General features: G+C 34.5%; 30 protein-coding genes. 18 read left to right on the top strand and 12 right to left on the bottom strand.

Translation table 11 applies throughout. The features are described 5' to 3' along the window. Positions 1 to 61 precede the first annotated feature (61 nt). Both odhB and apaG read left to right on the top strand, forming a co-directional pair. Entirely contained in the window at positions 62 to 1,321 is a 1,260-nt protein-coding gene (gene odhB, locus AC6CHK_RS06000) for a 2-oxoglutarate dehydrogenase complex dihydrolipoyllysine-residue succinyltransferase (protein ID WP_498094489.1), read from the top strand. 94 nt (positions 1,322 to 1,415) lie between these two features. Next, the gene (gene apaG / locus AC6CHK_RS06005) at positions 1,416 to 1,790 is read left to right on the top strand and encodes a Co2+/Mg2+ efflux facilitator ApaG/CorD (RefSeq protein ID WP_498094491.1); all 375 of its coding nucleotides are present in this window, start codon (positions 1,416 to 1,418) and stop codon (positions 1,788 to 1,790) included. 11 nt (positions 1,791 to 1,801) lie between these two features. Here the strand turns inward: apaG and AC6CHK_RS06010 are convergent, their stop codons facing one another. Genes AC6CHK_RS06010 through AC6CHK_RS06020 form a run of 3 tightly spaced genes read right to left on the bottom strand, consistent with a single transcriptional unit; the run spans position 1,802 to position 4,273 of the window. Further along, positions 1,802 to 2,356 (bottom strand): 3'-5' exonuclease, encoded by a 555-nt coding sequence (locus AC6CHK_RS06010; protein WP_498094493.1) that lies wholly within the window; start codon positions 2,354 to 2,356, stop codon positions 1,802 to 1,804. A gap of 52 nt (positions 2,357 to 2,408) precedes the next feature. Further along, complete coding sequence (locus AC6CHK_RS06015; protein WP_498094495.1) at positions 2,409 to 3,383, bottom strand: glycosyltransferase family 2 protein; 975 nt, start codon at positions 3,381 to 3,383, stop codon at positions 2,409 to 2,411. Next, positions 3,383 to 4,273, bottom strand: a complete 891-nt coding sequence (locus AC6CHK_RS06020) for a lysophospholipid acyltransferase family protein (protein ID WP_498094497.1) — start codon at positions 4,271 to 4,273, stop codon at positions 3,383 to 3,385. The genes AC6CHK_RS06015 and AC6CHK_RS06020 overlap by 1 nt, the downstream gene beginning before the upstream one ends. Positions 4,274 to 4,352: 79 nt before the next feature. Between AC6CHK_RS06020 and AC6CHK_RS06025 the strand changes: the two genes are divergently transcribed. Then, positions 4,353 to 4,937 carry a thioredoxin family protein gene (locus tag AC6CHK_RS06025; RefSeq protein ID WP_498094499.1) on the top strand — a complete coding sequence of 195 codons (585 nt, stop codon included), beginning with the start codon at positions 4,353 to 4,355 and terminating at the stop codon, positions 4,935 to 4,937. A 40-nt stretch (positions 4,938 to 4,977) separates the two neighbouring features. On the opposite strand, the gene AC6CHK_RS06030 is transcribed toward AC6CHK_RS06025, so the two are convergent. From AC6CHK_RS06030 to AC6CHK_RS06065, 8 genes are all read right to left on the bottom strand, one after another. Further along, positions 4,978 to 5,166: a bacteriocin-like protein gene (locus AC6CHK_RS06030; RefSeq protein WP_498094501.1), complete on the bottom strand. Its 189-nt coding sequence runs from the start codon at positions 5,164 to 5,166 to the stop codon at positions 4,978 to 4,980. Positions 5,167 to 5,249: 83 nt separating this feature from the next. Further along, entirely contained in the window at positions 5,250 to 6,611 is a 1,362-nt protein-coding gene (locus tag AC6CHK_RS06035; RefSeq protein WP_498094503.1) for an aldehyde dehydrogenase, read from the bottom strand. Between the two features lie 104 nt (positions 6,612 to 6,715). After that, positions 6,716 to 7,237, bottom strand: a complete 522-nt coding sequence (rplI, locus tag AC6CHK_RS06040; protein WP_498094505.1) for a 50S ribosomal protein L9 — start codon at positions 7,235 to 7,237, stop codon at positions 6,716 to 6,718. Positions 7,238 to 7,405: 168 nt separating this feature from the next. Further along, positions 7,406 to 7,708, bottom strand: coding sequence for a 30S ribosomal protein S18 (gene rpsR, locus AC6CHK_RS06045; protein WP_498094507.1), 303 nt, complete (start codon positions 7,706 to 7,708; stop codon positions 7,406 to 7,408). A gap of 32 nt (positions 7,709 to 7,740) precedes the next feature. Beyond that, positions 7,741 to 8,082 carry a 30S ribosomal protein S6 gene (gene rpsF / locus AC6CHK_RS06050; RefSeq protein ID WP_498094509.1) on the bottom strand — a complete coding sequence of 114 codons (342 nt, stop codon included), beginning with the start codon at positions 8,080 to 8,082 and terminating at the stop codon, positions 7,741 to 7,743. A gap of 138 nt (positions 8,083 to 8,220) precedes the next feature. After that, on the bottom strand, positions 8,221 to 9,576 hold the full coding sequence (locus AC6CHK_RS06055; protein WP_498094511.1) for a chloride channel protein: 1,356 nt from the start codon (positions 9,574 to 9,576) through the stop codon (positions 8,221 to 8,223). Positions 9,577 to 9,831: 255 nt separating this feature from the next. After that, a complete protein-coding gene (locus AC6CHK_RS06060; protein ID WP_498094513.1) occupies positions 9,832 to 11,145 on the bottom strand; it encodes a dihydrolipoamide acetyltransferase family protein in 1,314 nt (437 codons plus the stop codon). Positions 11,146 to 11,208: 63 nt separating this feature from the next. Continuing rightward, positions 11,209 to 12,036, bottom strand: coding sequence for an SAM hydrolase/SAM-dependent halogenase family protein (locus tag AC6CHK_RS06065; protein WP_498094515.1), 828 nt, complete (start codon positions 12,034 to 12,036; stop codon positions 11,209 to 11,211). A 129-nt stretch (positions 12,037 to 12,165) separates the two neighbouring features. Here AC6CHK_RS06065 and AC6CHK_RS06070 point away from each other — a divergent pair, with 129 nt between their 5' ends. The 4 genes from AC6CHK_RS06070 (at position 12,166) to AC6CHK_RS06085 (ending at position 15,376) form a co-directional block, all read left to right on the top strand. Beyond that, the gene (locus AC6CHK_RS06070; RefSeq protein WP_498094517.1) at positions 12,166 to 13,122 is read left to right on the top strand and encodes a PhoH family protein; all 957 of its coding nucleotides are present in this window, start codon (positions 12,166 to 12,168) and stop codon (positions 13,120 to 13,122) included. 90 nt (positions 13,123 to 13,212) lie between these two features. Continuing rightward, complete coding sequence (locus AC6CHK_RS06075; protein WP_498094519.1) at positions 13,213 to 13,878, top strand: porin family protein; 666 nt, start codon at positions 13,213 to 13,215, stop codon at positions 13,876 to 13,878. A 129-nt stretch (positions 13,879 to 14,007) separates the two neighbouring features. Further along, on the top strand, positions 14,008 to 14,508 hold the full coding sequence (locus AC6CHK_RS06080) for a hypothetical protein (protein WP_498094521.1): 501 nt from the start codon (positions 14,008 to 14,010) through the stop codon (positions 14,506 to 14,508). A gap of 211 nt (positions 14,509 to 14,719) precedes the next feature. Further along, the gene (locus AC6CHK_RS06085; protein WP_498094523.1) at positions 14,720 to 15,376 is read left to right on the top strand and encodes an outer membrane protein; all 657 of its coding nucleotides are present in this window, start codon (positions 14,720 to 14,722) and stop codon (positions 15,374 to 15,376) included. A 129-nt stretch (positions 15,377 to 15,505) separates the two neighbouring features. Here AC6CHK_RS06085 and ffh read toward each other — a convergent pair whose 3' ends face one another. Then, positions 15,506 to 16,867, bottom strand: coding sequence for a signal recognition particle protein (gene ffh, locus AC6CHK_RS06090; RefSeq protein WP_498094525.1), 1,362 nt, complete (start codon positions 16,865 to 16,867; stop codon positions 15,506 to 15,508). Between the two features lie 718 nt (positions 16,868 to 17,585). On the opposite strand from ffh, the gene atpB reads away from it, so the two are divergent. From atpB to AC6CHK_RS06145, 11 genes are all read left to right on the top strand, one after another. After that, positions 17,586 to 18,737 carry a F0F1 ATP synthase subunit A gene (gene atpB, locus AC6CHK_RS06095; RefSeq protein WP_498094527.1) on the top strand — a complete coding sequence of 384 codons (1,152 nt, stop codon included), beginning with the start codon at positions 17,586 to 17,588 and terminating at the stop codon, positions 18,735 to 18,737. 37 nt (positions 18,738 to 18,774) lie between these two features. Then, a complete protein-coding gene (locus AC6CHK_RS06100) occupies positions 18,775 to 18,993 on the top strand; it encodes an ATP synthase F0 subunit C (protein WP_034711425.1) in 219 nt (72 codons plus the stop codon). A 106-nt stretch (positions 18,994 to 19,099) separates the two neighbouring features. Continuing rightward, positions 19,100 to 19,594 (top strand): F0F1 ATP synthase subunit B, encoded by a 495-nt coding sequence (locus AC6CHK_RS06105; RefSeq protein WP_498094529.1) that lies wholly within the window; start codon positions 19,100 to 19,102, stop codon positions 19,592 to 19,594. 2 nt (positions 19,595 to 19,596) lie between these two features. Further along, on the top strand, positions 19,597 to 20,136 hold the full coding sequence (gene atpH / locus AC6CHK_RS06110; protein WP_498094531.1) for an ATP synthase F1 subunit delta: 540 nt from the start codon (positions 19,597 to 19,599) through the stop codon (positions 20,134 to 20,136). A gap of 18 nt (positions 20,137 to 20,154) precedes the next feature. Next, on the top strand, positions 20,155 to 21,732 hold the full coding sequence (gene atpA / locus AC6CHK_RS06115; RefSeq protein WP_498094533.1) for a F0F1 ATP synthase subunit alpha: 1,578 nt from the start codon (positions 20,155 to 20,157) through the stop codon (positions 21,730 to 21,732). A 74-nt stretch (positions 21,733 to 21,806) separates the two neighbouring features. Then, on the top strand, positions 21,807 to 22,676 hold the full coding sequence (atpG, locus tag AC6CHK_RS06120; protein ID WP_498094535.1) for an ATP synthase F1 subunit gamma: 870 nt from the start codon (positions 21,807 to 21,809) through the stop codon (positions 22,674 to 22,676). 96 nt (positions 22,677 to 22,772) lie between these two features. After that, positions 22,773 to 24,131: a hemolysin family protein gene (locus AC6CHK_RS06125; protein ID WP_498094536.1), complete on the top strand. Its 1,359-nt coding sequence runs from the start codon at positions 22,773 to 22,775 to the stop codon at positions 24,129 to 24,131. A 10-nt stretch (positions 24,132 to 24,141) separates the two neighbouring features. Next, complete coding sequence (locus tag AC6CHK_RS06130; protein WP_498094538.1) at positions 24,142 to 24,444, top strand: ATP-dependent Clp protease adaptor ClpS; 303 nt, start codon at positions 24,142 to 24,144, stop codon at positions 24,442 to 24,444. A 129-nt stretch (positions 24,445 to 24,573) separates the two neighbouring features. Next, a complete protein-coding gene (gene udk / locus AC6CHK_RS06135) occupies positions 24,574 to 25,188 on the top strand; it encodes a uridine kinase (RefSeq protein ID WP_498094540.1) in 615 nt (204 codons plus the stop codon). 5 nt (positions 25,189 to 25,193) lie between these two features. Then, entirely contained in the window at positions 25,194 to 25,550 is a 357-nt protein-coding gene (locus AC6CHK_RS06140) for an FtsB family cell division protein (protein ID WP_498094542.1), read from the top strand. Positions 25,551 to 25,663: 113 nt separating this feature from the next. Then, entirely contained in the window at positions 25,664 to 26,827 is a 1,164-nt protein-coding gene (locus AC6CHK_RS06145) for a methylmalonyl-CoA mutase family protein (RefSeq protein ID WP_498094544.1), read from the top strand. Positions 26,828 to 26,845: the final 18 nt, after the last annotated feature.

The following is a 26,845-nucleotide window of genomic DNA, read 5'->3' on the forward strand; positions in this document are numbered from 1 at the left end:
TCCTCTTTATTCTTCTAATCTAAAAGTTAATATTCAATTATAAAAATAAAAAATACTCAATATGTCAATTTTAGAAATGAAAGTTCCTTCACCGGGCGAATCAATTACAGAAGTTGAAATTGCAACTTGGCTTGTAAAGGATGGTGATTACGTAGAAAAAGATCAGCCTATCGCTGAAGTAGATTCAGATAAAGCAACTCTTGAATTGCCTGCCGAAGAAAGTGGAATTATTACTTTAAAGGCTGAAGAAGGTGATGTTGTACAAGTGGGCCAGGTAGTTTGTTTAATTGATATGGATGCTGCTAAACCGGAAGGTGCGGCTGCTCCTGCTGCTGAAGCTCCAAAAAAGGAAGAGGCTCCGAAAGCAGCTGAACCGGCTAAACAGGAAGCTCCAAAAGCAGCTGCTCAGCCAGCGGCAACAACGCAAACTTACGCAACCGGAACTCCATCTCCTGCTGCTAAAAAGATTCTTGACGAAAAAGGTATTGATGCTTCTCAGGTTTCAGGATCAGGAAGAGACGGAAGAATTTCTAAGTCTGACGCCGAATTAGCTGCTGTTCCTGCAATGGGAGGAAGCTCATTATCTGCTACAGGATCAAGATCTACAAATACAACTAAACTTTCAGTTCTTAGAAGAAAGATCGCTCAGAGATTGGTTTCTGTGAAAAATGAAACAGCAATGTTAACGACTTTCAATGAAGTTGATATGTCTGAAATCTTTAGACTGAGAAAGCAATATAAAGAAGAATTTGCTCAAAAACACGGAGTTGGACTTGGGTTCATGTCTTTCTTTACAAAAGCGGTGACAAGAGCATTACAAATGTATCCTGATGTAAATGCATCAATCGACGGAGATTTTAAAATTAATTATGATTTCTGCGATATTTCAATTGCAGTTTCTGGTCCTAAAGGATTAATGGTTCCTGTATTGAGAAATGCTGAAAATATGTCTTTTAAAGGTATCGAAGCAAATATCAAAGATTTGGCAACTAAAGTAAGAGACGGAAAAATCACGGTTGATGAAATGACCGGCGGTACTTTCACCATTACAAACGGTGGTACATTCGGATCGATGTTGTCTACACCGATTATCAACCCGCCTCAATCTGCAATCTTGGGAATGCATAATATTATCCAAAGACCTGTTGCGGTTGACGGACAAGTGGTAATTCGTCCGATGATGTATGTTGCGATGTCTTATGACCACAGAATTATTGACGGAAAAGAGTCTGTAGGATTCTTGGTAGCAGTAAAAGAAGGTATTGATAATCCTGTTGAATTCTTATTAGGCGGAGACGAAAGGAGAGGGCTGGAATTATAATTTATTCAAAATATAAATCAAAATATAATCTCGCCTTCCAAAAAGGCGAGATTTTTGTATGAAATAAAAAAAGCTAGTAAGAATGTTTTCTAAAATGACTTCTAATATTAAGGTTTCGGTAGTTCCCGAATATGACGTTAAAAACAGTTATCCTTCAGAAAACCGTTTTGTTTTTAAGTATAATATTGTAATAGAAAATGAAGAAGATTTTCCTATTAAAATTTTAAAAAGAAAATGGCTTATTTTTGATGTCGGATTTGGATTTACCGAAGTAGTGGGAGATGGGGTGATCGGCTTGACTCCCGAAGTGGAGCCACACGACAATTTTACCTATTTTTCAAACGTAATGCTTCGCTCCGGTGTAGGAAATATGAGCGGAAAGTATCTTGTAAGAAACGAAGAAACAAAAGAAAATTTTGAGATTGATATTCCTAAATTTGACCTTCTTTCTGAAATTTTCAGTAACTAAGAAATTTTAAATTAAAGTTTTTTAAGCTTTGTTTGAAAGTTCTCATGAATTTCTTCATTTCTGCTGATGAACAATTTTTCAAAAGCCAGTAAAGATATTCTTGCGCAGGCTTCAGCATCATCACCCGCTCTGTGATGCTTAAATTGTATCTGATGATACTCTGCAAGATGTTTTAAACCATATCTCGGAAGATAATTCCACGACTTTTTGGCAACCTGAATACTGCACAAATAATTAATACTTGGCTTGAACATTCCGTAATAATCCAGGCAGCTTCTTAAAACTCCGGCATCGAAACTCGCATTGTGAGCAATCATCAGACTTCCGTACATCATATCCTGCACTTCATACCAAATATCGTCAAATGTAGGTGAATCTTTCACATCATGTGGTAAAATCCCGTGAACATCAATATTTCTTTGGTTAAAATACGGAAAACTCGGAGGTTTTATCAACCAGGTTTTGGTTTTAACTATTTGCGAATTTTCAACCACACAAATTCCTAGCTCACACGCAGAATTTCTCTCGTGAGTAGCTGTTTCAAAATCTATTGCGCAAAAATCCATTTAAATAGTGTAAAATTAGTTTTTGTTAAATTTAAACAAATTCGAGTAATTATTATCTTCCTAAAAAATGTTTAAAAATCAACCATTTGGTTTGATAATAGTTTTCAATTTGATGTTTTTGCCTGAGTTTCCAGGTTTCTAAAGCTTGGCCATAAAACCCAAAATGAGCTTTTGCAACCGCCAAAAGATGTGAAAATCCGTTTTTGTAAGCAAAATAAAATGAAGCAATCCCGTCAAGGCATAATCTCAAAAAAATCAGCCAAATCAGTTTTGGGAAAGGCAAATTTTTCAGCATCATTGAAAGATTGTTTCTGATATTCAGATACGTTTTCTGAGCGCTTTGTTTATTTAAAGTTCCGCCGCCAACATGATAAATTTTAGATTTTCCTGTGTAAAATATTTTTCTCCCGGAATTCTTCAACCTCCAGCATAAGTCAATCTCTTCCTGATGTGCGAAAAACCTTTCGTCAAAGCCATTTTGATTCCAAAAATCTTGAGAACGGATAAATAAACAACATCCGGAAGCCCAAAAAATCTCTGTTTCGTCATTGTACTGGCCTTTATCTTCTTCCAGATTGTCAAAAATTCTTCCTCTGCAATAAGGATAACCCAGATTGTCGATTAATCCGCCTGCAGCACCTGCAAATTCGAAGAAATTTTTATTATTAAATGATAATATTTTTGGCTGAATTGCTGCAATTTGAGAATCTTTTTCAAATAAATTTAAAACAGGCTCGATCCAGTTTTCCGTAACTTCTACATCAGAGTTTAGTAGACAAAAATATTCTGCATCAATTTTCTTTAGACCTTCATTATAGCCGCCAGCAAAGCCATAATTTTTATTGTTTTTTACAATTTTAACCGAAGGAAATTCAGATTGCACGAAATCAACAGAATCATCATCAGAAAAATTATCAATAACATAAATTTCAGCTTCTTGGGAAAATTTAATGACACTTGGAAGAAATTTTTCAAGCCAGTTTTTGCCATTCCAGTTGAGTATAACAATTGCTAGTTTTCCAGACATTATGAATATTTTTTTTCGGAATCAAATGATTTGATAGAATCCTGATATTTCCACTTTCGGTGTGACCAAAGATAATTATCAGGGTTTTTGTGAATCGTATTTTCAAGCAGTTGATGAAACTTTTTCACCACTTCATTATTTACAAATTTCTCTCCGTCTGGATAAATCCGATGATAATTTACCTGATAAAAACCTCTTTTTACCTTCTTCATTTCACAATAGATAAAAGCAAGATCCATTCTTGTAGCAAGCTTGTCATAACCTATAAACACAGGAGTTCTTTGATTAAGAAATTCTATTCCGTAATTGACATGAGAAGAGTGCGGAGTCTGGTCGGCTACAAACATGTAAATCGATTCGCCATCATTTTTATTTCTGAAAATATTAAGAATCACTTCATTGGCTTCCAAAGCTTCATTCCCGAATCTGTTTCGAACTTTTTTCATTTGATTTTCCCAAAAATCGCTATTCACTTTTCGGTACACCGGATGGCAATGTTTTTGGGGAACAATTTTTGCCAAAGCATTGATCCATTCCCAATTGAAGACGTGTCCGGCCAATAAAATAATATTTTTACCTTCCTTTTGTGCGTCATGAAAAAGTTGCTGATTGATATGCTGCATTCTCACTCTGGCTTCAGTTTCCGAAATACTGAATGACTTTACCGTTTCTACTAAATAATCAGAAAAATTTAAATAAAATTTCTTCCTGATTTCTTCGATTTCTTTTTCGTTTTTTTCAGGAAATGACTTTTTGATATTCTGGGTTATTATTTTTTTTCTGTAGCCAACAAAATTATGATTGATGAAGAAAATAATGTCCGAAAAAACATACAATATTTTAAGCGGCATTTTAGAAATCAGGTAAAGTATTTTTATCAGAAAATTCATAAAGTTTACAAATTTAGTGATAAAAAAATTATGGTTTCATTTTTGCTAATAATTAGTATTAATTTTTTATTTTTAAAGTATGAAAAAGGTATCAAAAAATATAGCGCTATTGTCTTTACTTTCTTTAGGATCTCTTGCTTTTGCTCAAAAAGTTGAAGACAAAGAAGTAAAAACAAGAAAAGATCAATCTTTAATAGTGAAATCAGATAACGCTGAACAGGAAGCTAAAAAGAAAGCTGCGGCTGAAGAAAAAGCAAAAATGCCCAAGCCTTACGACCCAAAAGCTGATGCCCGAAAAGATATCGAAAGTTTATTAGCAAAAGCGAAAAAGGAAAATAAAAATATCATGATTCAGGCGGGAGGAAATTGGTGTATCTGGTGTCTTCGTTTTAATCAATATGTGCAGACAAATCCCGAATTGAAAGAATTGGTAGATAAAAATTATCTTTATTACCATCTTAATTATTCGCCGGATAATAAAAATGAAGAAACTTTTGCTAAATATATTGATTTAAAAGAACAACAATTCTATCCATTTTTTATTATTTTAGATAAGGAGGGAAATAAATTACATATTCAACAAAGTGATGTGCTTGAAGAAGATAAAGGCTACAATTTTGAAAAAGTAAAAAAATTTTTTCAGAAGTGGGAGCCTACTAAATAATAAAAAATCCTTTCAATTGAAAGGATTTCTTGTTTGTAATCTAACAATCTTGTACATGTAAACTTTGATCATTTGAATTATAACATGCAGCTCCATCTGAATAGCTAGTAATACATGATGTACATGAACTAACATAAGCCATAGAACCGTCCGAACAAGATACTGCACAAGATTTTCCCCCTGAAATTGTTCTTAATTTTTCTCTTGATAATTTTTTTAGATTTTTCATAAGATAATATTTTGTATTACAATTACTAAATTAGTGTTTTTTTTTAATTAAAATAGATATAAAGTAAAATAAATTTCAAATTATTATAAAATTTTCTTGATCCACTTTATTTTATTTTCAGAATAGGGAGGATATTTGATGTTCGGTTCGCCCCATGTTGCTTTATCAAGAATTGCTTTCTGATGCGAAAAAGTTTCAAAGCCAAATTTCCCGTGATAATTTCCCATACCGGAGTTTCCGACTCCGCCAAAAGGCAAATTGTCATTTCCCAAATGCATTACAACATCATTGATACAACCGCCGCCGAAAGACAGATTTTGAATAAACAGTTCTTTTTCTTCATCATTATTGGTGAAAATATAAGCTGATAAAGGTTTTTCGTGTTTCAGAACTTCATTCATCGCGTGACGTAGATTGTTAAAAGAAATTACCGGCAAAATAGGTCCGAAAATCTCTTCCTTCATTACAGGATCTTCCCAGCCGATATTTTTCATGATTGTTGGTTCAATAAAAAGTTTTTCTTCATCATAACTTCCTCCAAAATATATTTTTTCACGATCAATAAACTGAATTAATCTCTGAAAATTTTTATGATTAATAATTCTTGTATATTGTTCGGAATCCGGCTCGTATTTGAATTCGGCAATGTATTTTCTGAGTAACTCTAAAAGCTGCTCTTTTACAGATTCTTCAACGAGAATATAATCGGGCGCAACGCAAGTTTGTCCGGCATTTAAAAATTTGCCCCAGACAATTCTCTTGGCAGCAACTTCTATATTTGCTTCTTTTGTGACGATTACTGGCGATTTTCCACCTAATTCTAATGTTACGGGAGTCAAATGCTCTGCGGCGGCTTTGTATACGATTTTACCAACCTTTGTGCTTCCTGTAAAGAATATTTTATCAAATTTTAGCTTTAAAATTTCTGTAGTTTCGTCAATTCCACCTTCAAAAACATGAATATATTCTGACGGGAAGTTTTCATTAATCAATTTTGCCATTGCTTTCATCGTGTTTTCGGCAATTTCACTTGGTTTTAGAACGCAACAGTTTCCGGCGGCAATTGAGGCTATTAAAGGTGATAAAGAAAGTTGGTAAGGATAATTCCATGCTCCGATGACTAACGTGCAACCAAGCGGCTCAGAATGGATTTTGCTGGTCGCAATCTGATTGGATAAATTTGTTTTGACCTTTTTCGGCTTGGAAAGCGAATTTAAATTTTTTAAATAATAATCAATATCTTTTAATACAAATGAGATTTCTGTAACATAAGTTTCAAATTTAGACTTTCCGAAATCTTTTTGTATAGCGTCGTATAAAAGATTTTCATTTTCAACAACCAATGCTTTCAGTTTTTCGAGATATATTTTCCTGAATTTTATATTCTTGGTTTTTTGAGTTTTGAAGAATTCTCTTTGAGAAGAAAGTATATCTTGATAATTCATTTTAGGAGTATTTAAGTAATTAATGAAGCTAAAAAATGTGCCAAACAACAAAAAAACCACTTCATTTGAAGTGGTTTCTATATTTTTTAGAAAATCTCTAAGTCTTAAGCTTCTTCAGAAGGAGTTTCTTCTTCTACTTTAGCTTTTGGAGCTGGTTTAGGAGCTGCAACTACTGGTGGAGCATCAGATACTACATCAAATTCGAAGTTGTATTCTACATTTCTGTGAAGTCTCACAACTGCAGTTACTTTACCAGTTCTCTTGATTGTGTTTCCTGGGATTTTGATATATTTCTTTTCAATTTCAACACCTGCTTTAGCAAGAGCTGCAGAAAGATCTGCATTGTTGATAGATCCGAATAATTTGTCACCAGAACCTACTTTTGTAGGAATCGTGATAGAAGTTTTCTTCAATTGCTCAACTTTAGCGTTTGCAGCAGCGACCAATTTAGCTTCTTCTTCTTTTCTAGCTTCCAAAGTAGCTTCAAGAGTCGCTTTGTTTTTTGGTGTAGCCAAAAGAGCGATACCTTGAGGTAACAAGAAGTTTCTTGCGTAACCAGGCTTTACATTTACTGTATCGAATTCAAGACCTAAGTTTTCTACGTCTTTTTTTAGGATAATTTCCATTGTTGTTGTCCTTTTTTAGAGATTAGATGTTAGAAATTAGAAGTTAGATGATAGACGGTGTCTGTTATCTGAAATCTGTTATCTGAAATCTAAAATCAAGTTAGAATTAAAATTATTTATTCAGCAACAAAAGAAGCAAGCGAGCTTCCTTCTTTTATCTATTTTGTCTTATTTTAATAAGTCAGCTACGTAAGGCATCATTGCAAGGTGTCTTGCTCTTTTGATTGCAGCAGAAACTTTTCTTTGATATTTTAAAGAAGTACCAGTGTATCTTCTTGGTAAAATTTTACCTTGTTCGTTTACAAACTGTAATAAGAAATCAGCATCTTTGTAATCAACGTGCTTGATTCCGAATTTTTTGAATCTACAGTACTTTTTATCAGTTTTTGTGTTGATATCAAGTGGAGTAAGGAATTTTACTTCAGATTCACCTCCGGCTGAGGCTTGTTTAGCCATATCATCTATTGCCATGTCTTGTCTTTTTTAAATTTTGGGTTAGTTAATTAAGCTCTTGAAGCTTTAAGTTTAGTTCTTCTAGTTACAGCGTACTCTACAGCATGCTTGTCTAGTTTTGTAGTAAGGTAACGAATTACTCTTTCGTCACGTTTGAATGCCAATTCTAAATCAGCAACTACATTTCCTTCACCTTTAAACTCGATTAAAGTGTAGAATCCATTCTTTTTAAGTTGAATAGGATAAGCTAGTTTTTTTAATCCCCAATTTTCTCTAGTGACAATTTCACAGTTCTTTTCTTTCAAAAGATCTACATACTTGTTCACTGCTTCCTCCACCTGAGCATCAGATAGAACGGGAGTTAAAATGAAAACAGTTTCGTAATTGTTCATAATGTTAAATGAATTTGTTAATTATTTCGAGGTGCAAAAATAGAGATTTTATTTATTATACGCAATAACTCAGCCTTATATTTAGAAATTAAATATGATTTAATTAAGGTTTAAACTAGAATTGTCTGCTGCTAATTTTTAATCTTTACTATTTCTGGCCTCATGCAGGAAATTAACTTTCAAAACATCATATAATGAATGTCTGCTTACCAAAAGAGAAAGAATAGAAGAGATCATTCCCGCAAGCATCAGGTGAAAAATCAAAGAATGCCTGTCGGTCATTTCCAAAACAATGATGGCGGAAGTAAACGGCGCTCGTGTAATGCCGGTAAGAAATGCAACCATTCCTGCCAAAATCACAACGTTGGTTTCATTAGGTGTCAATTCAATTATTCCTGAAATTACCGAACCTATACTTGCTCCGGCTGTAAGAGCGGGGGCAAAAATTCCGCCTGCTCCTCCTGATGTGAAAGAAAGGGCAGGACCCAGCATTCTTAAAATAGGAACATACCAGTCTTCATGTTTGTTATCTGTAAAAAGTACGCGTTCCATTATTTCTTTTCCGGAGCCTAAAACTTCTCTGCTTATAAAAAAGGAAATACAGGCAATAAGTAAAGCACAAGAAACTAAAAAGATCACATTTGACTGATTGGTATGAAGATTTCTTTTTTTCCAATCGCTGATTTTCAACATAATAACTGAAAGCTGGCTGGCAAAAATACCCGCAATTCCTGCAACAAGAATGATAGGAAACATGACCATCAGAGAAACATCATTCGTTTTCGGGTAGCCTAAATACAAATAGGATCCCGCCAAAGTCTGAGCCGTCAAACCGGCAATAATTACCGCCGTAAAAAGTGCTGTTTTAAAATAATTGATATGTGTTTTTGAAAGCTCTTCGACCGCAAATACAATTCCGCCCAGAGGAGTGTTGAAAGCTGCAGCAAGTCCGGCTGCGGCTCCGGTCATGATCATGTTTTTCTTTGAAATCTTCGCCCACCATTCGGGAAGATATTCATTCACTTTTCTGAAAATAGATCCTGAAATCTGAATAGTTGGTCCTTCACGACCTACAGCGCCACCGCCAATTACCAAAACCACTGATGAAATAATTTTGAAAACAATGATCTTTAAACTTAAAAGGCTTCTTATTTTGGAATGTTCTTTTGGGTTGGCAAGCTCAACAGCAGCCATTACCTGCGGAATTCCGCTGCCTTTTGCATTGGGTGCAAATTCTTTTACGAGCCACCAGGAAAGCACAAATCCTATCGGAGCAATAATGAAAATCATCCAATCATTCCAATGAAGAATAACTTCTAAAAGCTTTTCTCCCCACGCAAAAATCTTAGCATACATCACCGCAAAAAAACCTGTAATAACGGAACCAATCCAGAACGGAATTGCCTGAAGCAAATTGTGTTTCAGCTGTTCGTTTCTGATGTTATCGAAAGATTTTTTTAGACTTTTTTGTAAAAGAGTAATGTATTTCAGCATTTGATAATTTTGAACGGTAAAATTAACCTTTAATTATGGAATTAATAATTTATTTTCAAATTTATAATAATTAAATCATTAATTCTCTCTTTAAACGTATTCTTTTAAAGGAAAAATTGAGTTCAAATACTTGATGATTTCTATCAATACATCATCTTTTAAAGATAAATATTAAAAAACCTCCGAAAATAATTCCGAAGGTTATATCTAAAATTTTGTAGTTGGTAAATAAATTAATTAATTATTACCAATTGTTTATACTTCCGTATTCATATCCCAGTTTTGAAGATAATCATGAACATGCTTTAAGAACATACCGCCTAATGAGCCGTCTACAACTCTGTGATCGTAAGAATGAGACATAAACATCAGTTGACGGATTGCAATCACGTCACCATCTTTAGTTTCAAGAACTGCAGGTTTTTTAACGATAGCTCCGATTGCCAAAATTGCAACCTGCGGCTGAGGAATAATAGGAGTACCCATTAAATTTCCAAAACTTCCAACGTTTGAAATCGTGTAAGTAGCGCCTTGAGTATCTTCAGGTCTCAATTTTTTATTTCTCGCTCTGTAAGCCAAGTCGTTGATTGCTTTTGCCAAACCTGAAAGAGACAATTGATCTGCATTTTTAATAACAGGAACAATAAGATTTCCGTCCGGAAGGGCAGTAGCCATACCGATATTGATGTTTTTCTTTTTAATGATGTTCTCACCATTTACAGAAACATTGATCATCGGATAATCCTGAATTGCTTTTACGATTGCTTTCACGAAGATCGGCATGAAAGTCAGTTTTTCACCTTCGCGCTTTTCGAAAATATCTTTATGTTTGTTTCTCCATTTTACAACATTGGTAACGTCTGTTTCGATGAAAGAAGTAACGTGTGGCGCAATATGTTTTGCTTTTACCATGTTTTCGGCGATGATCTTTCTCATTCTGTCCATCGGAATGATTTCGTCGCCTGCAGCTGTGGAAATTGTAGTAGCCGGAGCTGAATTTGCAACAGGTTTTGCCGCAGGAGTTGTTTGTTGTATAGGAGCAGCTGGCTGTGCAGGCTGATTTTCTCTGTTTGAAACGTATGCTAAAATATCTTCTTTGGTAATTCTTCCTTCCAAACCGCTTCCTTTGATGGATTTAAGTTCAGTTTCAGAAATGTTTTCTTGTTGAGCGATAGATTTCACAAGCGGAGATAAATAAAGGTCTCCGGAAAATTCTACATGTGAAGTTGCCGTTGGATTCAAAGGCTCTTCAATAGCTTTGATAGTTTCTACATCCGGAGCTGAAGTTTCTGTTTTTACTTCTTCAGAAGCTGTATTTCCGCCTTCTCCTTCAATTTCTAAAATGGCGATGGCTTCACCTACTTTTGCAACTTCGTCTTTTTGTTTTAAGATCTTTACGATTTTCCCTGAAACAGGTGTCGGAACGTCCGAATCTACCTTGTCTGTTGCAATTTCTACTACCGAATCATCTTCTTTTACATTATCACCTTCGTTGAATAACCAAGTGATAACCGTAGCTTCCATCACGCCTTCACCCATGGAAGGAAGCAATAATTTGTATTCTGCCATTTTCTTTTTTAGATTTTGACAAATATATAAAAAAAATCGGTTTTTTTATGAAATAGATAAATGTTAGAAAAATTCAATGTAAATATTTTCGCCTACATTTAATCCGAATAGCGTTTTTGCACCGTTCTTTTTGCTGCCTTTATAAATGGTCAATTCCAACTGTTGGCTTGCGTTGAAAATGGCAGCAGACTGCCCGTGATATTCAGTTTCTCTTTCCCAGTCGGCCACTACTTCGGTATGGCTCGAATAAATTTTGGATAAGCTTAAGTTTCTGAATTTTATGGTAAAACTTTCAAAACCTTTGCCCATACTTTCAAAGAATTCTTTACTGATATTTGAAATTATGTTTCCGAAATTATCAATATACATTACTTCACCGATAATCATATTTTCGGGTTCATTATAAACGGGTTTTGGGAAAAGAAGCTGCTTGGCGGTTTCTATTTTTCGCCCGATCACTTCCGGAAGCCCGCCATTGGCCAAATGTACCGCTACGGGAACAAAAACATCCGTTGAAGTGAAATTGACAATATCATCAAACCTGTTGTTTAAAGTAATTTCATAAATAGCTTCCGGTTTAATATCAAAAAAGATCAAACTCAGGACGCCATTATCTGCCGCTAAAAAATAAGACCCGTCTGCTTTGTAGAGAATATTCTTCCTTGATTTGTGAAAAAAACTGTCAACAGAGATGATATGAATGGTCCCTTTTGGAAAATATCTATAAGCATTCCTTACAATATAAGAAGTTTGAATAAGGTTATATGCCTGAATATCATGCGTAATATCAACAGTGTCAACTTCAGGGTTTAGAGACAGCACTTTTCCTTTCATTGCTGAAACTCTGTAATCTGTACGTCCGAAATCTGAGGTAAGGGTAATAATTGACATTAAATAATAACTGATGAACTGCAAATTTATCTAAAATAAAAAGAAAGAATTAAATATTGTGGATAAGAATTTGGTTTAAATTTGAAAAAAAACTTTAATTTTAAAATCTAATAAACTAAAAATGTTTGCATGTTTGAATTAACGTATGAATTAGAAGGTATTGATGCAAAAAACTTTTACGGTGTTAATAACCAATTTTTCAATTTAATAAAATCCAGTTTTCCAACCCTTAAAATCAACGGTAGAGACCATTTCATTTTTGCGATGGGTAATCAGGAAGCTCTTGATATATTTAGACAAAAACTTGATGATATTGTCAGTTTTATTTCAAAAAACAATTCTATCGGGCTGAAAGATGTGGAAAGTCTCCTTAATATAAAAGACGAAAACGAAAAGCAGCTTGTTTTCGATCAGGATATTATCGTAAAAGGTGTCAACGGAAAAATAATTAAAGCCAAAACCACCAATCTTAAAAAACTCGTCAAAGAAACCGAGAAAAAAGACATGGTATTTGCAATCGGACCTGCAGGAACTGGGAAAACATATACCAGCGTCGCTTTGGCAGCAAGAGCCTTGAGAGATAAAGAAGTGAAAAGAATTGTTCTGACAAGACCGGCCGTGGAAGCGGGTGAAAGTTTAGGATTTTTGCCTGGTGATCTTAAAGAAAAACTTGATCCGTATTTGCAGCCTTTGTATGATGCGTTGCGTGATATGATTCCACACGAGAAACTGGAAGGTTTTATTGAGAAAAAAGTAATTGAAGTAGCTCCGTTGGCATTCATGAGAGGACGGACTTTGGATGATGCATTTGTGATTTTAGATGAAGCTCAAAACACGACTCATGCCCAAATGAAAATGTTTCTGACAAGAATGGGAATGAACGCAAAATTCATCATTACAGGAGATCCTACCCAAATCGATTTGCCACCAAAGCAGCATTCTGGGCTGAAAGAAGCCATGCGGATTTTGAAAGAAGTAAAAGAAATAGGCTTTGTATATCTTACCGAAGAAGACGTGGTGAGACACCCGGTTGTAAAGAAAATTATCCTTGCTTATAACGAAGAAGATAAGAGAACCAGAGAATAAGTTTAGAAGTGTTATAGAAATGTTAAAAAATATTTTGCCGTTCCATAAAAAGTGATATATTTGGGCTTTAAAATTTATAAAACTTTTAACATGAAAAAACTATTACTAATTGCTACTGTTGCTCTTATGGGAAATGTAGCATTAAGCGCGCAAGAATTTAGATTTGGTCCAAAAGCAGGTTATTCTTTATCAATGCTTAAGGCAGAAGGTGACGGAGAATCTTATACATTCGATTCAAAATCTACATTTTATGTAGGTGGTTTGGCTGAATATAAGTTCAACGACAAATTTGCTGTACAAGGAGAAGTTTTGTATTCGCCGCTAGGAGGGAAACAGGAAGAAACTTATAGTATTACTCAAATGGGAATTACTGTTACAGGTACTGCAAAGTCAGATATAAAACTTGGAATGGTACAAATTCCTGTAAGTGCAAAATATTTTGCAACCGAAAATCTTGCATTTGGGTTAGGTCTTAATGTAGGTATACTTACCAGCGCAGAATCTGAATATTCAGTAACGGTAACCGGAGGAGATCAATCGGGATCAGAAAGTGGGACAGAAGATATTAAAGATCAAATGAATTCTCTTAATTTAGCACCATTTGTAGGAGCTGAATATACATTGGAAAATGGTTTATTCTTTGATGCAAGATATAATTTGGGAGTATCAAACCTTATCAAGAACCCGGAAGGAAACGAAACGTTGAAAAACAGCTTCTTACAAGTTGGAATAGGTTTCAAATTTGGAGGAAACTAAAATTCAAAAAATAAATTTTTATAAAGCAAGGCAATTTTGTCTTGCTTTTTTGTTTTTTAGACCGTTCTCGGCATCCGATTTGCTGTAGTTGAAAATTGAGTTAATAACAAAACTTTTAAATTATTAAAAATGAAAAAACTACTATTATTAGGTGCTTTTGCTTTTCTAGGAGGTGTAGCACATGCTCAGGAGGGTTTTAAGTTGGGAGGCCACATTGGTGCACCTGTAGGTGATGCGAGCAAATTTTCATCATTTACTTTAGGAGTAGACGCGTCTTATATGTGGAATATTACCAAAGGTTTGGATGTAGGTATTGCATCCGGATATTCACATTTCTTCGGAAAAGACAGATGGGACGATTTCGGATTTATTCCTTTGGCTGCTTCAGGGAAGTATAGATTTTCCGGTGCTCCGGTTTTCGTGGGACTTGATCTTGGAGGCGCAATCTCTACAAGTGAGGGTGTAGACAGCGGTTTGTATGTATACCCTAAAGTTGGTTTTCAGATGTCTACAGCAGAAATCTATTTAGGTTACCAGAATATTGGTAGCGAAAGAGATTTTGACAGAGACAGAAGATTGGACTCTAATTTTGGAGCAATCAATCTGGGTGTAAACTTCTTTTTAAAATAAATATTCAAAAATATAAATTATTTGAAGCTCCAATTGCATAATTGGAGCTTTTTGTTTGGTTTTGTTGAATAAAACATATTTAATTCTCGCTGATTTGATTTTAATCCGAAAAAGTCAATGTTCACGGGTGATATTAATCATGTTAACAAATTTTAATATTAAGTTTCGTCATTATACATTTGCACCAAGAAAGTATTAAAATTATTAAAAAATGAAAAAATTATTAGTAGCAAGTGCTGTTGCACTTTTCGGTTTATCTAATGCACAGATTGCTAAAGGGACTGCTTATTTATCAGGATCTGTTGGTTATTCTCAAGAAGAAAACAACAACGGAAATTTAAAAGAAGAAAACTTCAACGTACTTCCTACAGTTGGATATTTTGTTGGAACAAATTTAGCAGTAGGTTTAGGATTAGGATATCAGACTTCAACAGATACTGAAATTTCTACAACTACAATTGGCGGTGCAACTATCGTTAATACTGACAAAGTAAAAACTCCTGCTATTGTAGTAGCTCCATTCGTAAGAAAATACTGGACTTTATCAGATAAATTATATTTCTTCGGACAATTGGCTGTACCAATGCAGTTTGGAAAAGTTGAAGTAGAAAACACGAATGTAACTACGTTCGGAGATACAACTGAAACAACTACAACTAATACTGAAGCTAAATACACTTCTGTTGGAGTTACTGTAAAGCCAGGTTTAGATTATTTCTTAAACAAAAACTGGACTATCGAAGCTACAATTGGTGAGTTTGGTTACAACAACTTCAAACCAAAAGAAGGTGATGCAACTAATAACTATAGCTTCGGTTTGAATTTATCTTCTGTAACAATCGGTGTTAAATATGTATTTGCTAAATAATTAGTAAAACATTTTAATTGATATAAATCCTGAGATTTTTCTCAGGATTTTTTTTGCTTTAAACTTATCTTAAAATAAAAAACTCCCAGAAAAAATCTGAGAGTTTGTATATTTTGAAAATTCTGTTAATTATTTTCCAAACATTCCGCCCATTCCAGGCATATTTGGCATTTTGCTCATCATCTGCATCATTTGTTTTCCCTGAGGTCCTTGCATCATTTTCATCATTTTCCCCATTTGGTCAAATTGTTTCATTAATGCATTTACATCTTCAATTTTTCTTCCTGCACCTTTGGCAATTCTGCTTTTTCTTTGTGTATTGATGATTGAAGGTCTTCTTCTTTCTTCAGGTGTCATCGAATAAATAATTGCTTCAATATGTTTAAAGGCATCATCACTTATTTCAACATCTTTTATTGCTTTTCCAACTCCCGGAATCATGCCCATCAAATCCTTCATGTTACCCATCTTTTTGATCTGATTGATCTGTTTTAAGAAATCATCAAAACCAAATTCATTTTTAGCAATTTTTTTATGAAGTTTTTTAGCTTCTTCTTCATCAAACTGTTCCTGAGCTCTTTCTACTAAGGAAACAACGTCTCCCATTCCCAAGATTCTGTCGGCCATCCTTTCCGGGTAGAAAAGGTCTAAAGCTTCCATTTTCTCACCTGTAGAAATAAATTTGATTGGCTTTTCTACAACCGAACGGATCGTTAAAGCGGCTCCACCACGAGTATCACCGTCTAATTTAGTTAAAACAACACCGTCAAAATTCAAAGTATCGTTGAAGGCTTTTGCCGTATTCACAGCATCCTGACCTGTCATTGAGTCTACTACGAAAAGAGTTTCGTTAGGTTTAATGGTTGTATGAACGGTTTTGATTTCGTTCATCATCTGCTCATCAATTGCCAAACGACCCGCGGTGTCGACGATCACAACATCGTGTCCGTTTGCTTTTGCAAAACTGATCGCGTTTTCAGCAATTGTAGAAGGATTTGTAGAACCTTCTTCTGTGAAAACAGGAACTCCGATCTGTCCGCCAAGAACTTTCAGCTGATCGATCGCTGCAGGACGATAGACGTCGCAGGCAACCAATAAAGGTTTTTTTGTTTTTTTAGTTTTTAAATAATTAGCCAGTTTTCCCGAAAAAGTAGTTTTACCAGAACCCTGAAGGCCGGCAATCAAAATTACAGACGGTTTCCCCGAAAGATTGATTCCTTCCTGAGAACCTCCCATCAAATCTACCAACTCATCATGAACAATCTTCGTCATCAATTGTCCAGGAGAAAGCGATGTAAGTACGTTTTGTCCTAAAGCTTTATCCTGAACTCTTTTGGTAAGATCTTTTGCAACTTTATAGTTAACGTCGGCATCTACCAATGCTCTGCGGATTTCCTTTACGGTTTCTGCAACGTTGATTTCGGTGATTTTTCCGCGTCCCGAAAGATTATGAAGTGCTTTGTCTAATTTATCCTGTAAACTGTTGAACATATTGATTATAAATTATAGTCTGCAAAAATAAGGAATTTCATTCAGCTATAAAAGTGCTAATGCATGTTTTTGGTTTGCAGTATTTTCTTGAATTTTAATTGATTGACGTTTTAAAAATTATATCACTAAATAATTATTGAATTATACAAAAATTACAGGTGTTTCATCTTTAACAAAATAGTGTTTTTGCATTGCAGAGCTCCATAGGAGCGGAATGTTTGTAGTAACTATATTACAACCATAAACGTTAAGCTCCGTAGGAGCGAAATGTGTGTAGAAAATAGCTTCTTCTAATTTCAAATGAAAAAAACAAACAAAATGATTGTATGCATAATATTATTTTTATAAAAAGTTTATTTTTGCAAAATGAATTTTTGGGATAGTTTTATAGTCATATTTTTAATAGCGGTTTTAAATATTGTGGTGTATATAATATTTAAAAAGCTCCTGTATGGTAAAGAAAATGCAGGAATGAGGTTTATTACCCTTAATATTTCCAAAGATCTCCTTTGGCTCATTGTTTCATTATTGATAATTGATAAAACGACCGAGAATTTTTTGCTGCTTGTGATCTGTTTTATCGTCTCTTCTTTCCTTATATATTTACCTGTAATAAGACTCATTAACAAATCGTGATTTTTTTGATGATAAAAATCAATTTTTAATATTGGTAGAGTTTAATAAAATCAATATATTTGCACACGATTAAAAAAGAGATATGAACAGAAAAGTTTCTTCATTATTTTTCGCATTTTTATTTGTGTTTATTAGCGGTTTTGCGGCTGCACAACATGAGTCTGAAGGAGAAAAATCAGCTGAAAAAGTAGAGCACGCAGAAGAGGATAAGCCCTTCAACGCTACCAAAATGATCATGGAACACATCGGTGATTCAAACGAATGGCATTTATGGACTACTAAAGATGAAAATGGAGAAGAGCATCATACTTCTATTCCGTTGCCTATTATTATTAAAGATAATGCAGGTTGGCATACTTTCTTGTCTAAAGATATTGCTCACGGACATGAACACGACGGATATACTTTAGAACACGGCCATGTAGTTTCTACAAAAGGAATACAGAAAGCAACATTGTTTGCAATGATAGCAGGAAAGCAAAAAGCAAGTGATGTCTTCTTTGATATGTCAATCACAAAGAATGCAGCTTCGATGTTTTTATCAGTAATTTTTATGCTTGTTATTTTCTTGGGAATGGCGAGAAACTATAAAAAATCTCAACTTCCAAAAGGAGCAGGGAAATTATTGGAACCTGTAATTGTATTTATAAGAGACGAGGTGGCTATTCCAAACATCGGTTCTGTGAAATATAAAAGATATATGCCTTATTTATTGACTGCATTTTTCTTTATCTGGTTCAACAACCTTTTCGGATTGGTTCCTTTCTTCCCTGGAGGATCGAATCTTACGGGTAATATTGCAATCACTGCGGTTTTAGCGATTATTACTTTATTAATTACATTATTCAGTGCCAATAAAGATTACTGGAAACACATCTTTATGCCGCCCGTACCAATTTTATTGTACCCAATCATGATTCCAATTGAAATCATTGGAATCTTTACAAAGCCTTTTGCTTTGATGATGCGTCTTTTCGCTAATATTACTGCGGGGCACATTATGATCTTAGCAATTATCTCTTTGATCTTTATCTTTAAATCACCATTTTTAGGATTTGCATCTGTACCATTGGCATTATTTGTTTCTGTATTGGAGCTTTTAGTTGCTGCTTTACAGGCTTATATCTTTACAGTATTATCAGCATTGTTTATCGGTATTGCAGTTGCAGAACACGATCACGATCATGCACACAACGATGATGACAGTGTAGGCCACGATACAATGGTAGCTTAATTAGAAAAAAATAATTTTAACTAAATATTTATTTATTATGGACATCACAACTGGAGCAGGATTAATTTACGTAGGTATCGGTTTAGCAGTATTAGGAGTAGGTCTTGGTATTGGTAAAATCGGTGGTCACGCTATGGATGCTATCGCTAGACAACCAGAGCAAGCTGGTAAGATTCAAGGAGCAATGCTTATTGCTGCAGGTCTTATCGAAGGTGCTGGTCTTATTGCGATCATCTTTGGTGCTTTCATCAAGTAATCTATCCTCAGAGAAAATTATTCTTAGCAGTGAAGCGGTTGGCTGCTGCTAAGAATTTTTAAAAAAGATATCCACAATTTATTACATTAAAAAAAGAATTACAGATATGGAAATTATAGAACCTGGAATTGGACTTTTGTTTTGGATGACGCTTACATTTGTTATCCTGTTATTTATTCTTGCAAAATTTGCATGGAAACCAATTGTAAATGCAGTAAATGACAGAGAAGCTTCTATCGTTGATGCTTTAAATCAGGCTAAATTGGCTAAAAAAGAAATGGAAACTTTGAAGTCTGACAACGAAAGAATCATCCGTGAAGCTAAAATTGAAAGAGATTCTATCCTTAAAGAAGCAAGAGAAATCAAAGACAGAATTGTAGGAGAAGCGAAAGACGTAGCTAAAGCTGAAGGAGATAAAATCATCGAGGCTGCTAAGCAAACAATCCAGTCTGAGAAAAATGCTGCAATGGCAGACATCAAAAATCAGATCGGTGCTTTATCTGTAAATATTGCAGAATCTATTTTACAGCAAAAATTAGAAAACAGCGAGGCTCAGAATGAGTTGGTTCAAAATTATTTAAACAAATCTAATCTTAACTAAGAATGCTTACATCTAAAGTAGCTAAAAGATACGCACAAGGTTTACTGGATTTCACAAACGAATCCGGACAGACCGCTGCTGTATTTTCTGAAATGAAAGATGTTGCGAAATTAATGTCTGAATCTCAGGATTTAAACAGGTTTTTCAAAACACCTTACATTGATGCAAAAAAGAAAGAAGAAGTAGCAAAAGAGATTTTTAAAGGTTTGTCACCGGTTTCTCAAAATTTGATTACTTTAGTAATTAGACAAGGCCGTGAAAACCATTTAAAGCATATCGCTCAGGAATTCATCAACAAAGTTGAAGATATCAACGGCGTACAGAGAATCACTCTTACGACTGCGACACAGCTTTCAAAAGAAAATATTGACCAGATTCTTAAATCGACCAACTTAGTAAAAGCAGATTCTAATTTTGATTTAAACCTTAATGTAAATCCTGATATTTTAGGAGGATATATTTTAAGAGTAGGTGATCAGCAGATCGATGCATCCGTGAAATCTAAGCTGAATAATATTAAGAAAGATTTTCAATTAAATTAAGTAAAAAACAACCATACAATGGCAGAAATAAATCCGGCAGAAGTATCTGCGATCTTAAAACAACAACTGGCCAACTTCGATACTCATTCAAACGTTGAGGAAGTAGGTACAGTTTTAACCATCGGTGATGGTATTGCTCGTGTTTACGGTTTAGAAAACGTACAATACGGAGAGTTGGTAAAATTTTCTAGTGATGTAGAAGGTATTGTACTAAACCTTGAAGAAGACAACGTAGGTGTTGCTTTATTGGGTGAAAGTAAATTGGTAAGAGAAGGAGATACAGTAAGAAGAACAAACAGAATTTCTTCTATCAAAGTAGGAGAAGGTATGTTGGGTAGAGTAGTTGATACTCTTGGTAATCCTATCGATGGCAAAGGGCCAATTGAAGGTGAGCTTTACGAAATGCCATTGGAAAGAAAAGCTCCCGGAGTTATCTTTAGACAACCGGTAACTGAGCCTTTACAAACAGGTATCGTTGCGATCGACTCTATGATTCCTGTAGGAAGAGGGCAAAGAGAGCTTATCATTGGTGACAGACAAACAGGTAAAACTACTGTTGCTATTGATACGATCATCAACCAAAGAGAATTTTTTGATGCAGGAAATCCTGTATATTGTATATATGTTGCAATCGGACAGAAGGCTTCTACAGTAGCTCAAATTGTTAAAACGCTTTCTGATAAAGGAGCTTTAGCATATACTGTAATCGTTGCTGCGAATGCTTCAGATCCGGTTCCTATGCAGGTATATTCTGCAATGGCTGGTGCTTCTATCGGTGAGTTTTTCAGAGACACTGGTAGACCGGCTTTGATCATTTATGATGATTTGTCTAAGCAAGCGGTTGCTTACCGTGAGCTTTCTCTACTATTGAGAAGACCACCGGGCCGTGAAGCTTATCCTGGAGACGTTTTCTATCTTCACTCAAGATTATTGGAAAGAGCTGCAAAAGTAATCGCTGATGATACAATTGCAAGCCAAATGAATGATTTACCTGAGTCTTTAAGACCAATTGTAAAAGGTGGTGGTTCATTAACGGCACTTCCGATTATCGAAACTCAGGCTGGTGACGTTTCTGCATACATCCCGACCAACGTAATCTCTATTACAGACGGACAGATTTTCTTGGAGTCTGACTTGTTCAACTCAGGGGTGCGTCCTGCAATCAATGTAGGTATTTCTGTATCTAGAGTTGGAGGTAATGCTCAGATCAAATCAATGAAAAAAGTTTCTGGTACATTAAAACTTGACCAGGCTCAATATAAAGAATTGGAAGCGTTTGCAAAATTCGGTTCAGACCTTGATGCTTCTACTTTAGCGGTTATCTCTAAAGGGGAAAGAAACGTTGAGCTTTTGAAGCAGCCGGTAAACTCTCCACTTCCTGTTGATAGCCAAGTTGCTATGATCTACGCAGGTACAGAGAACTTATTGAGAAACGTTCCGATCAACAAAGTAAAAGAATTCCAGATTGAATATATCTCTTTCCTAAGATCCAAGCATCCTGAAACAATGGCTGCAATCAAGGCTGGGAAGATTGATAACGATATCACAGGCGTTCTTAAGCAGGCTGCTAATGATTTAGCTTCTAAATATAACTAAAAATCAAATGTTTAAGGTTTGGAATTAATATTTTAAACCTTAAACTTTAGACCATAAACTTTGAACCCAAATTAATGGCAAACTTAAAAGAAATACGAGGAAGAATAAGTTCTATTACATCTACAATGCAGATCACGCGTGCTATGAAAATGGTTTCCGCTGCGAAACTTAAAAAAGCGCAGGATGCAATCGTAATGTTAAGACCGTATTCTGAGAAATTGCAGGAAATCATCCAGAATGTAAATTCTAGCTCAGATCCTGATCAGGTTTCTGTTTATGCTCAAAAAAGAGAGGTTAAAAAAGTACTTTTCATCGCTGTTACATCAAACAGAGGATTGGCGGGTGCATTTAACTCCAATATTGTGAAAGAGCTGAATGTTCAGTTTCAGAACAATTCTCAGTATGAAATTGAAGTTCTCACCATCGGTAAAAAAGCTTATGATGCGGTAAGAAGAAGCCGTACAGTGTTTTCGAATGAAAGCAGTGTATTTGATAAACTGAGCTTTGATGTAGTTTCAAATGTTACTGAAACTGTAATGAGCAATTTCAGAGAAGGTAAATTTGACGAAGTTTATGTTATTTACAATAAATTTATCAATGCTGCAACACAAGAAGTAATCACTGAAAAAGTTCTTCCGATTTCGATGATAGAAACGGATATTGCAGAAACTCAGGTGGAAACAGATTACATTTTTGAACCGAACAGAAACGAAATTTTAGATAATTTAATTCCTAAATCAATTAAAACTCAGATTTTCAAGGCAGTTTTAGATTCTGTAGCTTCGGAGCACGGTGCCAGAATGACAGCGATGCACAAAGCAACAGATAATGCACAGGAATTGAAAAATGATTTGGTTATTTTCTACAACAAAGCAAGACAGGCTGCCATTACAAACGAGATTTTAGAGATCGTTTCAGGCGCTGAAGCTTTGAAGAATTCGTAATAATATATTCAAAAAATATTAAAGCATCGATATACTCGGTGCTTTTTTTGTTATTTATATTTTATATATCTTTGCATAATAAATTATAATTTCTAAATGGACTCCGACATTGTCAGGCTTTTGCTAGCCCTGTTTCTAGTATTGTTAAATGGCTTTTTTGTAGCCGCAGAATTTTCAATTGTTAAAGTTCGTTATTCTCAAATTCAGATTAAAGCTGCAGAAGGTGATTCTATGGCAAAGCAGGCTGAGCACATCATCAAGCATCTCGATGAGTATCTTTCTGCAACACAATTAGGTATTACTTTGGCATCACTTGCTTTGGGTTGGGTGGGTGAAAGTGCAATGCATCATGTTATTGATAACTTATTTCATTCATTAAATATAAATTTTAGTGAAGCTACAGTCACTACGATTTCCCTGGTTCTTAGTTTTTTGATTATTACTGTAATGCATATTGTATTTGGTGAGCTTATCCCAAAATCAATAGCAATCAGGAAAGCAGAAGCAACTACGATGGCAACGGCCGTTCCCTTAAGAGTTTTTTACACTATTTTTAAACCATTTATCTGGTTGATGAATCTAATGTCGAATGGTGTTTTAAGATTAATGAAAATTCATCCCGCATCAGAACAGGAAATACACTCTACCGAGGAGCTTCAGCTATTGGTAAAACAAAGTGCCGACAGCGGAGAAATTGAAGAAGAGAACTATGAAATCATTAAAAATGCTTTTGATTTTACAGATCATTCTGCCAAGCAGATCATGGTTCCCAGACAGAATATTACTTCTATAGATTTTGCTGACGATCTTAATGAGATTATCAATAAAATCATGGAAAGCGGATATTCCAGAATTCCTGTTTATGAAAACTCAATTGATAACGTCATTGGTGTATTTTATACAAAAGAAATCATCAGAGAATTTGTTAAAAGAAAAGGAGAGCTCAGCCACGACGATTTAAGAGAACTGATGCGTGAGTCTTTCTTTGTGGTTGGAAGTAAGAAGATTTCAGATTTATTGAAAATTTTTCAACAAAAAAAACAACATTTGGCCATTGTTATTGACGAGTTTGGAGGAACGGAAGGGATTATTACTTTAGAGGATATTTTGGAAGAATTAGTTGGTGAAATTCAGGATGAAGAAGATGATGAAGAAAAGCTTGTCGACAAAATCGGAGATAATATTTATTGGGTAAAAGCAACTCAGCCTTTAGATGAAATCAACGAATCTTTACCTAAAAAACTTCCTCTTTCAGAAGAAAGCGAATACAATACTCTTGCAGGTTTTATTCTTCACGCACTTACAGATATTCCCGAAGAAAATCAGGAGTTTGATCTTGAAAATTATCATTTTAAGATTTTGAAGATGAATAATAAAAGCGTAGAAATGGTAGAGCTGGAATATAAAGGCCCCAAAGTTATAGATGATATTTTAGATAAATTAGGAGACATTTAAATATTTAAAAATGTTTTACAGCAGCATAAAAGATTATGAAGATCCAAAACGGAAATATCAGGAAGAAGTTCTGGTTTTGGATGATACCGATGAAGTTTATAAATTAATCCTGCACAACGATGATATTCATACTTTTGATTATGTAATCGAAGCGCTGATAGAAATCTGCAAACACAATCTTGAGCAAGCTGAGCAATGCACAATGTTGGTTCATTATAAAGGCAAATGCACAGTAAAAACAGGCTCAATGGATCTTCTAAAGCCAATGCACGAAAAATTAATTTCAAGAAGCTTAACAAGCGAAATCGTATAATATAAACTCTGGCCAAACGCCGGAGTTTTTTTGTTTAATTGAATTTCTTTCCTCTTTATATTCCTAATTTCACGTTTCCGGCTTTTAAATAAAATAGTATATTTGTAGCAACGATATAGAAACAAAAGAATGCTTGTAATAGGAATTGCTGGAGGCACAGGATCCGGCAAAACTACGGTTGTTGATAAGATCATTCAGCAGCTTGATATTGAAGGGATGAACATCCTTTCTCAGGATAATTATTATAATGATAATCACAATCTGACTCTTGGAGAAAGGGAAGCTTTAAATTATGACCACCCAAAATCAATCGATTTTGAATTGATGCTGAAACATGTAAAAGCCTTAAAAAATAACGAGTCGATTGAGCAGCCGATTTACAGTTTTGTTACTCACTCCAGAACGGGAGACCATGTTACCGTGGAGCCGAAAAACGTATTGGTTGTAGAAGGTATTTTGGTGCTAACGAATAAAGAATTATTAAAGGAATTTGATCTGAAAGTCTTTGTACATGCAGATTCTGATGAAAGATTAATAAGAAGAATCAGAAGAGACACCCAAGAAAGAGGAAGAGATCTGAACGAGGTTTTGCACCGCTATCAAACGACATTAAAGCCGATGCATCAGGAATTTATAGAACCTTCAAAGAATGAAGCAGACCTTATTATTCCAAATATGAGACAAAATTCTGTAGCAATAGATTTTTTAACTACGGTTATCAAAAACTCATTGAGAAAACATTAAAAAACATGAAAGAAAATAAACTTATCAAAGATATACAGCCAAAATCTGAGACCTTAAAAGTTCTTCAAAAATATATTTTGAATAAATATTTTATTGCGGTCTTTATGTTTTTAATTTGGATGGTTTTCTTCGATAAAACTTCTTTTTTAGTAATAAATGAACTTAACGGAGAAATCAACAAGTACGAAGAACAGCTGCAATATTATAAATCAGAATACGAAAAGAACGATAAATTCTACAAAAAGCTGATGAATAATAAATCCGAAAAAGAGAAATACGCCAGAGAAAATTATTTTATGAAAAAACCTAATGAAGAGATTTTCATTTTGGTTGTAGACAGTACAAATATTGCCAAAAAATAATTTTTAAAGCGGATAATCAATCGTCAAAGGGGAATTTGCTTTGCTGTCAATTTAAAAATTCACTTGCGAAGCAAAAATTGACCATTCAGAATTGACCTAATTATATTTTACTCATGCAAAACACAGATACATTTTCATCTTGGGAGAACTTAGTTAAAAAACAACTTAAAACCGAAGATATTTACACCATTCTGAAAAAAGAAAATTTAGAAGGAATTGATGTAAAACCTTTTTACGATACCGTTCAGAAGCCTTTGGTAAATCTTCCTAAAGTTGAAGAAAACACCCATTTGGTTGCAACATATCACGAAAGTTTGGAAGAAGATGTTTTTGCATTTATTTTAGATCACAACGTAGAAAATCTTGAGCAGAAAACTATTTTTATAAACAATAAAGATCTTGCAGAACACATAAGTCCGAAAGATGAAGACCAATATTTTTCTCTGATTGACGTTTTTGACGAAGAAAAAGGAGTCATTAATGATCAATTGGTAAAAGAATTATTTGCGAAACAATTTAGAAGGAATATTTGTATTGATGTTTCGTTTCATCAGAATGCCGGAGCCGCAATTGATCAACAATTGGCAATTGCTTTGGCGAAAACTAAAGAGTTGGCTGAAGTCTATGGCTCAGAAATTTTAAATAAGTTAATTTTCAGGTTAGCAATCGGAGGAAATTATTTCTTTGAAATGGCAAAATTGAGAGCTTTTAAATTGGTTTTCAATCAACTTTCAAAAGAATATGGTTTGGATGAAATTCCTTACATTTTTGCGGAAACATCATTGAGGAACAAAGCCATTTTTGATAAAGAAAATAACTTGATCCGTTCGACTTTGGAGCTGGCTTCTGCAATGATTGGTGGTGCTGATGCCGTATTCAGCAACAATTATCTCATTGAAAACAGCACGGAAATTTCAGAAGAAATATCTTTCAAACAACAAATCGTTTTGGCTTACGAAAGCATCATTAATGTTTTTGAAGATGCATCAAACGGGAGCTATTATATTGAAGAGATTACGCAACAGATTGCAGAAAAATCTTGGGCTTTGTTCGTCGAAATTGAAGAAACAGGCGGATATTTAGAACTTTTAAAGCAGGGAATTATCCAAAAAAAGATTTACGATCACGCTGTTGAAGAGCAGAAATGGGTTGAGGAAGGCAAAATAAAGCTGATTGGCGTTAATTTATATCCAAAATTGGAAGTTAAAAAATCTGCTGAAGAGCTTTACAATGAAAAAGAGATTAAGCCTGTTCGTTGGGCTGAAATGTTTGAATGAAGGTAATTGTATTTTTTT

The organism is Chryseobacterium sp. GQ58 (assembly GCF_059758895.1).